General features: G+C 33.9%; 12 protein-coding genes. 5 read left to right on the top strand and 7 right to left on the bottom strand.

Translation table 11 applies throughout. The annotated features are described in order from the left end of the window. Nucleotides 1-101 precede the first annotated feature (101 nt). The 5 genes from IDG66_RS02085 to IDG66_RS02065 form a co-directional block, all read right to left on the bottom strand. Complete coding sequence (locus IDG66_RS02085) at nucleotides 102-674, bottom strand: hypothetical protein (RefSeq protein WP_000414202.1); 573 nt, start codon at nucleotides 672-674, stop codon at nucleotides 102-104. A 100-nt stretch (nucleotides 675-774) separates the two neighbouring features. Further along, nucleotides 775-1,116, bottom strand: coding sequence for a DUF3969 family protein (locus tag IDG66_RS02080; protein WP_000627541.1), 342 nt, complete (start codon nucleotides 1,114-1,116; stop codon nucleotides 775-777). 40 nt (nucleotides 1,117-1,156) lie between these two features. Continuing rightward, nucleotides 1,157-1,783 (bottom strand): hypothetical protein, encoded by a 627-nt coding sequence (locus IDG66_RS02075; protein ID WP_000669017.1) that lies wholly within the window; start codon nucleotides 1,781-1,783, stop codon nucleotides 1,157-1,159. Nucleotides 1,784-1,856: 73 nt separating this feature from the next. Then, nucleotides 1,857-2,852 carry a DUF4352 domain-containing protein gene (locus tag IDG66_RS02070; protein ID WP_000070649.1) on the bottom strand — a complete coding sequence of 332 codons (996 nt, stop codon included), beginning with the start codon at nucleotides 2,850-2,852 and terminating at the stop codon, nucleotides 1,857-1,859. 80 nt (nucleotides 2,853-2,932) lie between these two features. Then, nucleotides 2,933-3,583: an excalibur calcium-binding domain-containing protein gene (locus tag IDG66_RS02065; RefSeq protein WP_001793444.1), complete on the bottom strand. Its 651-nt coding sequence runs from the start codon at nucleotides 3,581-3,583 to the stop codon at nucleotides 2,933-2,935. 302 nt (nucleotides 3,584-3,885) lie between these two features. On the opposite strand from IDG66_RS02065, the gene IDG66_RS02060 reads away from it, so the two are divergent. The 3 genes from IDG66_RS02060 (at nucleotide 3,886) to menC (ending at nucleotide 6,984) form a co-directional block, all read left to right on the top strand. Next, nucleotides 3,886-4,341: a DUF4909 domain-containing protein gene (locus IDG66_RS02060; protein ID WP_072419835.1), complete on the top strand. Its 456-nt coding sequence runs from the start codon at nucleotides 3,886-3,888 to the stop codon at nucleotides 4,339-4,341. Nucleotides 4,342-4,499: 158 nt separating this feature from the next. Beyond that, on the top strand, nucleotides 4,500-5,978 hold the full coding sequence (gene menE / locus IDG66_RS02055) for an o-succinylbenzoate--CoA ligase (protein WP_032099414.1): 1,479 nt from the start codon (nucleotides 4,500-4,502) through the stop codon (nucleotides 5,976-5,978). Between the two features lie 4 nt (nucleotides 5,979-5,982). After that, the gene (menC, locus tag IDG66_RS02050; RefSeq protein WP_000778532.1) at nucleotides 5,983-6,984 is read left to right on the top strand and encodes an o-succinylbenzoate synthase; all 1,002 of its coding nucleotides are present in this window, start codon (nucleotides 5,983-5,985) and stop codon (nucleotides 6,982-6,984) included. On the opposite strand, the gene yidD is transcribed toward menC, so the two are convergent. Continuing rightward, nucleotides 6,981-7,238, bottom strand: a complete 258-nt coding sequence (gene yidD / locus IDG66_RS02045) for a membrane protein insertion efficiency factor YidD (RefSeq protein ID WP_000718107.1) — start codon at nucleotides 7,236-7,238, stop codon at nucleotides 6,981-6,983. The two genes, menC and yidD, sit on opposite strands and share 4 nt — an antisense overlap. 65 nt (nucleotides 7,239-7,303) lie before the next feature. Between yidD and ytkD the strand changes: the two genes are divergently transcribed. Continuing rightward, nucleotides 7,304-7,777: an RNA deprotection pyrophosphohydrolase gene (gene ytkD, locus IDG66_RS02040; RefSeq protein ID WP_000672013.1), complete on the top strand. Its 474-nt coding sequence runs from the start codon at nucleotides 7,304-7,306 to the stop codon at nucleotides 7,775-7,777. 4 nt (nucleotides 7,778-7,781) lie between these two features. Continuing rightward, a complete protein-coding gene (locus IDG66_RS02035; RefSeq protein ID WP_016169057.1) occupies nucleotides 7,782-8,528 on the top strand; it encodes an alpha/beta hydrolase family protein in 747 nt (248 codons plus the stop codon). Between the two features lie 377 nt (nucleotides 8,529-8,905). Here IDG66_RS02035 and pckA read toward each other — a convergent pair whose 3' ends face one another. Then, a complete protein-coding gene (pckA, locus tag IDG66_RS02030; protein ID WP_000109910.1) occupies nucleotides 8,906-10,498 on the bottom strand; it encodes a phosphoenolpyruvate carboxykinase (ATP) in 1,593 nt (530 codons plus the stop codon). Nucleotides 10,499-10,630 lie beyond the last annotated feature (132 nt).

Below are 10,630 nucleotides of genomic sequence, written 5' to 3'. Positions count from 1 at the left end.
AGATAGGTATGCGTGGTCTATTTTTATAAAATATATTTAATTATGGGTTTAAACATCTATAACAAAATCTCAACAGCAAAAAATAAATCTCCATTAATCATTTATCTAGACTCAAGGAAATCATATATTTCTATTTCTTTTAACATATCGTCAATTTTAATGAGTAGTTTCTCTACTAATATTCTAGGCAAATAGGCACGTGCTTTGGTGGCTTGCATCCATGCTGGTTTTGGATTATATTCGCTAATGTACCAATCAATGACTGTTGGTTTGATCATTTGACATAATCCAGCCACACCAAATTGGCCATTGGATTCTTTTGTAATAATTGCATGTAAAATTAAATGCTCGATTAAATCGCAGTAAACTAAGTTTTCTTTCTTTTGATAGTTGTATGAGTACTTAAATTCGGAAATGAATCTTAGGTCAGATAAGTTTTGGAATTTGTCTTCGCTTATGTGATGACAATATAATCCTTCACCAGCTCTAGTGTATTTTCCTTTTGTAATACTTTTGATTTCTCCATTTAAAAATCGCGTGTATGATTTTTCCTTATAATAGTCATCGGTTACAGCGCCATATTTATTTAAAAGGTATGCTACGGCTTGCGAGTATGTAGCGTCTAATAATTGACTATATTCATTATATTTAGCTATATATTCATTTTTCTCCACTTCAATATACCTCTTTTCAAACTTTATAAAATGAAATACTTGTAATTTAGAAAGAATAAAATCAATATCCATTTAGTTACGTTCGACTTTTATATGTCTATTACTTTTGCATAATACGCCAATTGATTAATATTTTGTCATTGAATTCCACATTTTTGTATTGATTTAATAGTTCTTCAGTTCTTTGTAAACAGACTGTAACTGTATCTTCAATTGATAAATTAAATGCTGCAAAGTCTTCTAATTCAGTCCCTTTATGAATTAAATCGACAATGCTGTCTTTCATGCCTAGGGAAGAGAGTGTTTCCATCATATAAGGTGTAAAGAGCGTATGCTCTGCATTGTCGATTGAAATAATACCGAGTTTAAGTTGATTAAAAAGACCATGCATAGTCATTAAGGTGTATTTTTCAAGTTGTTGTATATTTTCAAATGTTATCATAGCGGTTCTCCTAAAAATTACGATTAATCAAAGTATACCCTTATTTAACTTTAGTTTCTTCAGAATTATTTGTACCGTTATCGTGTTTTTCTTCTTTATTAACAGCATTTTTATCACTTTTATCATCGACTTTTTGATCTGGTATGTCATTTTGAATTGCTTTGTTATTATCATTGTCATGATGTTGAATGTCTTCTGACTCACCATCTGTTTCATCATGATCACTCATACCTGGGTTGTATTTAGGGCTTCTCTTTTTAAATGCTTCAAATTCTTCTTTATCTTTTTCTGACATATCATCAAAAATATTAATAATCGTACCATTGTGTCGATTAACAATAGCGCAACGTTTTAAAGGTGTGCCAACTGCATCGCGGACTAGATGTTCAACATAATATTCATGTTCATTACTTCGTTCAAGATTTGTTTTATAATTTAATGTTTGATTTTCGTTAGCACCTCTTGCTTTGTAATCGTTTCGAACGATATCTTCGGCTTCTTGTGGTGTCATTTGCTTGTCTGTATTTGACTGTGTAGTGTTGTCAGTTTGTTGCGTCTTTTTATTAGTGTCATTTGATTTACTATTATTTTCTTTATGTTGATTAGCACCGCAAGCAGTTAATAGTGACAATGATAATGCAATGGCAACGATAGCTTTGAATTTCATTTTTTTATCTCCTTATATTGCTATGTATACTTATTTTTCCGTAAAAGAAGGGTAGCCGAGCTACCCTGAAATTTTATTCTGTTGAAGCGTCGTACATGCTATCTTCGTTGTGATTATTTTGGTTAGGTGGTGCTTCACTTGTAACAGGTTTGCTTTGAGGTGCTGATTCTACAGTAGCAGTTTCTTCATTAGATTCACTTTTTTCTACACTAGATTTATCACTTTTAGACGCATTCTGCTTATCTTCATCTTTACTAGACTGTTCATTTTCTTCAGAATCATTATTTGCACTAGAAGTTGTAGCAGGTGTAGTAGCCGAAGCTTCATAACTTACATTATCGCTATTTGAACTCGCAGCAGCTACTTCTGTATCTTGCTTGTCTTTTTTAGCTTTTGATGTTTTTTTAGCATCGGATAAATCAAATGTAATCTTCTTGACGCTAAATAAACTAGAAATAACTTCTAATTTTTTATCTTTTGCGTTGGCTATGTTTTCTGACACATCGAAAACAATTTTACCTTGAGCAGTGCTATCAGGATTTATACGCTGTAAGAAAAATGAATTTTCTATACTACCGTTGTCATTTTGATTAGCAGACATTGAGCCTGTATTATCTGCTTCAAATGTTTTATCACCAGATTTCAGTTTAAACATTGAACTATCAATTGTTAACGCTTCTTTACCTTTGTTTTTAATCGTCACATCAGCAACGACAAATGTACCTTTAGCATTTGTTGGCGCGATAGATGGACCAACTGATTTCATAGTTTCAACTGAATTAACTGTGACTTCAAGATCACCATTTTTTACAGTCTCTCCAATTTTATGGGTTTTGTTCGTTTCTTTAGAACTATTTCCGCCAAGGTTACCTGTAATACCAGCTGTACAAGCTGAAATACCGATGATAATTAAAATAAATAATACTAGACAACCACCACAGCCCCAGAACCATCCTTTTTTAGATTTCTTTTGTCCGTATTGCTGGTTCTGTTGGTTTTGTTGATTTTGGAAAGCTTGGAATTGTTCCCATTGTCTTCGCTCTTCTTCGCTTTTGAATTGATTGCTCATGCCTAAAAAATCTCCCTCATTATTTACTATGTGATTAGTGCATAAAGCTAAATACAATTTGAATTCAATTTGCTTGTTGTTTAATATTTATCAGGTTCACATGCACGTTTATCTTTATCTCTATCTAAATGTGGTCGATATGCTGGATGATCGGCAGTGACACCATTCGGATATACTTGTCTAAGTTGCTTACAATTAGCAAATGATTGTTGCGTGTTTGTTTCAGTTGATGGTGAGGTCTTAGGTTGCGTGGATTGATGATGGTTACTTGATTGTTGCTTTTCTTTTAAATCATCTTTCAAGTCGTCTTGTGATTTATCTTCTGCAACGTTTGGTGTGTTAATTTCATCATCTGATTGATCTTTTGTTGTTATTTCATCAATTTCATGTTGATTATTTTCAGTATTTTCATTTGCGGGTACTTCTTCGGTTGATTGTAAATCCTCATCTGTTGCTGTTTCTGATTTTTCCTCAGGCTTATCTTCATTTTTATTTTCATCTTTTTGAGTTAATTGCGTTTTTGATGATTGATTACTAGTGGAATTGTCATTATTACTAAACATCATTGAACAGGCTGATAATAAGATTATTAATAAAATGAAAGAAATAAGGCAACCGCCGCATCCTTTTAACATGCCACGTCTTTCAGAATTTTTAACAGATCGGTTTTGATTCTTGTTGTTCTCTGTATTCAAAGGTAAATCTCCTCTATATTTATATGTTATTTTCATGATTTACTACATAAAACCTGGATGCATTTAAGAGGGAGTTATTAAGTGTAAAACGCTTTCACTATATCACATAATCATATTTTACCAAATTAGTAGTGGAAATACTTTAATTTTTTTCAAAACTTTAAAAATATTTTTGGATTGTAGAAGTGTTAATTTAATAATTGTAAAGTTGTATTACGACTCAAAATGACACGAACATGACAACATAATTTAACAAAATAATAATTTCTATTTGATATAATATATTGTATTTATTTTTAGAGGTGTTGCTTTTGAAAAAGTCTTTAAAATTCAAGGGGATGAAAATATGTTTAATGCTATATCTACTGATTTTTTTAAGTAGTTGTGGCACAAATAATAAAATAGTAGGCCAACGATTTGAAATACAACAACATAATGAAACAATAGGTAGTATTTACTTTTCAGCAGACTATGCACATATAAGAGGTATAGAAAAAGGCACTGTAAAATATTTCGTAGACAAAGTAGGCAGCAAACGTTACTTATTTATTGAATATATTCCGGATAATGTATTGAATTGCAAGTCGGACTTTTGGAAAACGTTAAAATATAAAAAGGATAAGATAACATATTATGTATATCTCATTGAAAATTTAGATGATGAAGTATTCCATTTAAGTGTATTACAAGACATGAATCGTATACCAATTGACATTGCAGATGATGTGGCAACAATGGGTAAATCACCACATCAAAATGACAGAATGACACTAAAATTAAATAAAAATAACTGATAATAGTAGACGAATGATATAACGATATGTATTGAGCATTATAACAATCATATCAATGCATCAATTCGTCTACTTTTTTATATTTTTAAACATAACCACTGCTAGAATGTCATAAAATCGTTATAATTATAAGGTAGATGAATTTGGAGGAATAGCGTATGGACTTTTGGTTATATAAACAAGCACAACAAAATGGACATCATATTGCGATAACAGACGGTCAAGAATCTTATACTTATCAAAATTTATACTGTGAAGCGAGTCTATTGGCTAAAAGACTCAAGGCTTATCAACAATCTCGTGTCGGGCTATACATAGATAATTCGATTCAATCGATCATTTTAATACATGCTTGTTGGTTGGCAAATATTGAAATTGCGATGATTAATACAAGGTTGACACCTAATGAGATGAAGAATCAGGTGAGGTCAATCGATGTACAATTGATTTTTTGTACCTTGCCACTGGAATTGCGAGGGTTTCAAATTGTATCGCTGGATGATATTGAATTCGCTGGAACGGATATTACAATGAACGGTTTGTTGGACAACACAATGGATATCCAATATGATACATCGAATGAAACTGTGGTGCCGAAAGAGTCGCCGTCCAACATATTAAATACTTCATTTAATTTAGATGACATTGCATCGATTATGTTTACATCAGGGACAACTGGCCCTCAAAAAGCGGTGCCGCAAACGTTTCGTAATCATTATGCCAGTGCAATCGGATGTAAAGAGAGCTTGGGATTTGATCGTGATACTAATTGGCTATCTGTCTTGCCGATTTATCATATTTCGGGTCTCAGTGTACTTTTAAGAGCTGTTATTGAAGGGTTTACTGTGCGCATTGTTGATAAATTCAATGCCGAACAAATTTTAACGATAATTAAAAATGAACGCATCACGCACATTTCGCTTGTGCCACAAACTTTAAATTGGCTTATGCAACAAGGTTTACATGAACCTTATAATTTGCAAAAAATATTACTCGGCGGTGCTAAATTATCTGCCACTTTGATAGAGACGGCATTACAATATAACCTGCCAATTTATAATTCATTTGGTATGACTGAGACATGTTCACAATTTTTAACAGCAACACCGGAAATGTTGCATGCACGTCCTGACACTGTAGGGATGCCAAGTGCCAATGTAGACGTTAAAATTAAAAATCCTAATAAAGAAGGTCATGGAGAATTAATGATTAAAGGTGCCAATGTGATGAATGGATATTTGTATCCAACAGATTTAACGGGTACGTTTGAAAATGGTTATTTTAATACGGGTGACATTGCTGAAATAGATCATGAAGGTTATGTCATGATTTATGACCGACGTAAAGATTTAATTATTAGTGGCGGTGAAAATATTTATCCATATCAAATTGAAACGGTAGCGAAGCAATTTCCAGGTATCAGTGACGCAGTATGTGTAGGGCATCCTGATGATACTTGGGGACAAGTGCCTAAATTATATTTTGTCAGTGAAAGTGACATTTCAAAGGCACAATTGATTGCATATTTATCACAACATTTAGCGAAATATAAAGTACCGAAACACTTTGAAAAGGTTGATACTTTACCTTATACATCAACAGGTAAATTACAAAGAAATAAGTTGTATAGAGGATGATTTGATGAAGTTGACAGCTTTGCATTTTTATAAATATAGTGAGCCATTTAAGTCACAAATTGTAACACCGAAAGTCACTTTAACACATCGTGATTGTTTGTTTATCGAATTGATTGATGATAAAGGAAATGCATATTTCGGGGAATGTAACGCTTTTCAAACAGATTGGTATGATCATGAAACAATTGCTTCAGTGAAACATGTAATTGAGCAATGGTTCGAAGATAATAGAAATAAATCATTTGAAACGTATGAAGCAGCACTAAAATTAGTAGATTCATTGGAAAATACGCCTGCTGCAAGGGCAACTATTGTCATGGCATTGTATCAAATGTTTCATGTACTGCCTTCATTTTCAGTAGCATATGGAGCGACAGTGAGCGGCTTATCAAATAAACAACTAGAGTCATTAAAAGCAACTAAGCCGGCCAGAATTAAATTAAAATGGACACCTCAAATCATGCATCAAATTAGAGTGTTACGGGAATTAGAGTTTCACTTTCAATTGGTTATAGATGCAAATGAGTCCTTGGATCGTCAAGATTTCACACAGTTACAGTTATTAGCGCGTGAACAGGTTCTTTATATCGAAGAGCCATTTAAAGATATCTCCATGCTTGATGAAGTAGTGGATGGAACAATACCTCCAATAGCCCTTGATGAAAAGGCAACATCGTTGTTGGACATAATTAATTTGATAGAATTATACAATGTGAAAGTTGTTGTATTAAAACCATTTCGTCTAGGTGGCATTGATAAAGTGCAAACGGCAATTGATACTTTGAAAAGTCATGGTGTAAAAGTGGTTATTGGCGGCATGTACGAATATGGTTTAAGCCGTTATTTTACAGCGATGCTTGCTCGTAAAGGTGATTATCCAGGAGATGTTACACCAGCAGGTTATTATTTTGAACAAGATGTGGTGGCGCATTCAGGCATATTAAAAGAGGGGCGACTCGAATTTCGCCCCCCTTTAGTGGATATAACTCAATTACAACCATATTAATGGTTATGTTTATGTGAATGCTTGCTTGCTGACTTGTCTTTTTTTAACGGAACAGGGTCAAAGCCACCTTTATGAAGCGGATGACATTTTAAAATACGACGGATACCTAAATAAAGGCCTTTGAAAGCACCGTGGTATTGAATCGCTTCTCTAGTGTACTCTGAACATGTTGGATAAAAACGACAAGTTGGTGGAGTGAGTGGCGAAATGAAACGTTGATAAAAATGAATCATCGCCAAGAATATCTTTTTCATAATTAATGCCTCCAACGATAGTAATTAACTATTATATTAACATACAATGTAGGGATGTGATGCGCGTGAAGTTTAGGGATAAAGATAATCGTCAAGTTAATTTGACATTTAAAAAGGATAATGAGATAGCAGATGGCAATCATGTGCTAGCTATTCCAACGTTTAAAAATCAATTGCTTTTTACCAAACATAATTTACGGGGTATTGAATTTCCTGGTGGTAAAAGGGAACGCGGGGAAAGTAGTGCTGAAGCAGTTACCCGTGAATTATATGAAGAAACAGGCGCCAAAGTTAAAAATATTCATTACATAGCACAATATACCATTGAAACACATGATCAAACTGATTTTGTAAAAGATGTATATTTTATCGAAGTTGAATCATTGGTAAGCAAGAACGATTATTTAGAAACAGCAGGGCCAGTGTTGTTTAACTGTATCAATGATATTGAACTCGCACAACGGAGTTTCTTACTGCAAGATAGTACCATTTTAAAATGCGTAGAGAGGGTGCAATCACTTGGGTTTTATCAAACGTAAACGAATGCCAATTGAATCTTTTACGCATCAATTCGAAGAAATTACATATTTGTCAGATGACTTACAAGTAAAAGCTTTAATGATGACACCACATCATGAAGTAAATCGCATTGTAGTATATTTGCGAGGTGGCAAAGGTCAAGTAGGACGTGTGCGCGCAGGTAGATTAATGCAATTTTCAGATAGTCAAACTTTAGTGATTGGGCCATACTACCGAGGTAACAATGGGAGTGAAGGTAAAGACGAATTTTACCGTGGCGATTTAAATGATGTGACGCAATTATTAAGGTTGCTACATGATAAATATCCACATGCATTTATCCACATGGTTGGTTTTTCGCGAGGTGGTTTACAAGGATTGTTGACATTTCAAGACTTACCAGTAACAAGTTATACAATCTGGGGTGGTGTCTCAGATATTGATTTAATGTATGAAGAACGTGTCGATTTAAGAGGCATGCTACGAAGAATGATTGGTCATCCGAAAAAAGATCGAGCGGCATATGAGGCACGCCAAGCGATTCCAAACATTAATGAAAACAGTCCGCCAATATTAATTGTACATGGAGGGAAAGACCAGCAAGTTGGTATTCATCATGCGTATTATTTAGCGGACCAACTAGAGTTAAAAGGTGCCACGCATGAAACATTTTATCAAATGGCAGAAGGACATGTGCCAAGACCACCAGCGATGGTTGAAACATTGACTTATATTAAAGAGTTTATGAACCAAGTTGAGTTGCATAGCTAGTATGAAACGTGGTGTGCGCATGGGAACTATCAAGCTTTGAAGATGTGTGATATACGTTGAATGAGGGGTATGCGCTTTCAATGAAAATGTGCTCCATGCAGATAACTGTATGTGCTTTTTGTGAATAGGAACAACTTGCGTTGAGTTAACGATAAGTACTTTATGCAAAGTAGGGCAACATGCATAGCGTAAGGAACCGGTACTTTATGTGAAGACGTGCTGCTTCCATTAAATGAGTGATGCGAGTTTGGCATGAAGGTCACCTTAAATGTGCATTGTTGTAATAAAATTGCCTATAAATTTTTAGCACATAAAATAAGAGGAGCCAACCATTGTTAGACTATAACAACGGTTGGCTCTTTAATTAGTATTCAAATTTATTTGTTGAAGCTACCTTTTTCAGCAATATGTTCAACTTTTTCACCAAATTTTTCGAAGTTCTTTTCAAAACGTTGAATTAAATCTTCTGCTTGTGCTTTATATTTCTCTTTGTCGCTCCAAGCATTAATTGGATTTAAAATTGTTTTCGGTACATCTTCAATTTTTACAGGAATGCTTAAACCAAACGTACTATCTTTTGTATATTCTGCATTTTTCAATTTGCCAGAAATCGCTTGGTTTACCATTTGACGTGTGTAATGTAAGCTGATTCTACGTCCTACACCATATTTTCCGCCAGTCCATCCAGTATTAACAAGATAAACATCAACATCATGTAAATCGATAAGTTCACCTAATAAATCAGCGTAAACAGTAGGGTGTAACGGGAAGAACGGTGCTCCGAAACATGTTGAGAATGATGGTTCAGGTTCTGTCACACCACGCTCTGTACCAGCTAATTTAGAAGTGAAACCACTCAAGAAATGATACATTGCTTGGTCTTTATTTAACTTTGAAATCGGTGGAATAACACCAAATGCATCCGCAGTTAAGAAAATAATTGTATTTGGATGTGCTGCTTTTGATGGTACTACAATATTGTCAATGTGATTAATTGGATAAGCGGCACGAGTGTTTTCTGTATAACGATTGTCTTCAAAGTCCACTGAACCATCTTCTGCAACTACAGTGTTCTCTAAAATCGCACCATATTTGATTGCGTCAAAAATCTGTGGTTCTTTTTCTTTGGAAAGATTAATTGCTTTTGCATAGCAGCCACCTTCGATATTAAAGACCCCGTTTTTATTCCAGCCGTGTTCATCATCACCGATTAGTTTTCGGTGTGGATCAGCCGATAAGGTTGTTTTACCAGTGCCAGATAGACCAAAGAATAATGCAACATCGCCTTTTTCACCAACGTTTGCTGAGCAATGCATGCTCATAATATCTTGCATCGGTAAGAGATAATTCATTACAGAGAAGATACCTTTTTTCATTTCACCAGCGTATTCAGTACCGCCGATTAAAATGACTTTGTGTTTAAATGAAATAATGACAAAGGTTTCAGATTTAGTACCATCAACTTCTGGATCTGCTTTAAAATGTGGGGCAGAAACGATAGTGAAGTTAGGTTTAATCTTTGTAGCTTCTTCTTTTGATTCAGGTCTAATAAACATATTTTTAGCAAATAAATTATGCCATGCTAATTCATTGATGACTGTAAGTTTTAACATTGTATCTTTATCGCTACCAGCGTAGCCTTTAAATACGTATAGTTCATCTTTTTTATCTAAATAGTCTAGTACTTTATGGTATAACTTCAAGAAAGTTTCTTCATCGATAGGTTGATTAATTTCTCCCCAATCAATGTTATCTCTATATGAAGGTTCAGAGACAAAAAATTTGTCTTTAGGCGAACGACCAGTATATTTTCCAGTACTTGCATTAACAGCACCAAGTTCTGTTAATACCCCTTCGTTATTGTCTAAGATTTTATTATAAAGTTGTGTCGTCGAAAGTTGAAAATGTGACGTTGGTTTTTTCAGTAATTTGTCAATTTTAGTTGTTTCAGTGTATGTGTCTACTGACATCCTAAATCCCTCCAAAGCGATAATTTAAATGTAAGCCTTTACATTTAATTAGTATAACACATTAACATAATTAATCTACAATATTTTACTGTAAATTTATTTGTGAAAAATTGACATTAATTCATTAATTAG

Source organism: Staphylococcus sp. EG-SA-18, assembly GCF_017151825.1.
Classification (GTDB): domain Bacteria; phylum Bacillota; class Bacilli; order Staphylococcales; family Staphylococcaceae; genus Staphylococcus; species Staphylococcus aureus.
The sequence above is the reverse complement of the archived record's forward strand: the minus strand, read 5'-3'. Positions and strand labels throughout refer to the sequence as shown.

Coding starts and splice junctions, on each gene's coding strand:
- IDG66_RS02080 (WP_000627541.1), bottom strand. CDS start 1,116: ATGATAACATTTGAAAATATACAACAACTTGAAAAATACACCTTAATG.
- IDG66_RS02065 (WP_001793444.1), bottom strand. CDS start 3,583: ATGAAAATAACATATAAATATAGAGGAGATTTACCTTTGAATACAGAG.
- IDG66_RS02070 (WP_000070649.1), bottom strand. CDS start 2,852: ATGAGCAATCAATTCAAAAGCGAAGAAGAGCGAAGACAATGGGAACAA.
- pckA (WP_000109910.1), bottom strand. CDS start 10,498: ATGTCAGTAGACACATACACTGAAACAACTAAAATTGACAAATTACTG.
- IDG66_RS02035 (WP_016169057.1), top strand. CDS start 7,782: ATGCCAATTGAATCTTTTACGCATCAATTCGAAGAAATTACATATTTG.
- IDG66_RS02075 (WP_000669017.1), bottom strand. CDS start 1,783: ATGAAATTCAAAGCTATCGTTGCCATTGCATTATCATTGTCACTATTA.
- menC (WP_000778532.1), top strand. CDS start 5,983: ATGAAGTTGACAGCTTTGCATTTTTATAAATATAGTGAGCCATTTAAG.
- IDG66_RS02060 (WP_072419835.1), top strand. CDS start 3,886: ATGAAAATATGTTTAATGCTATATCTACTGATTTTTTTAAGTAGTTGT.
- menE (WP_032099414.1), top strand. CDS start 4,500: ATGGACTTTTGGTTATATAAACAAGCACAACAAAATGGACATCATATT.
- yidD (WP_000718107.1), bottom strand. CDS start 7,238: ATGAAAAAGATATTCTTGGCGATGATTCATTTTTATCAACGTTTCATT.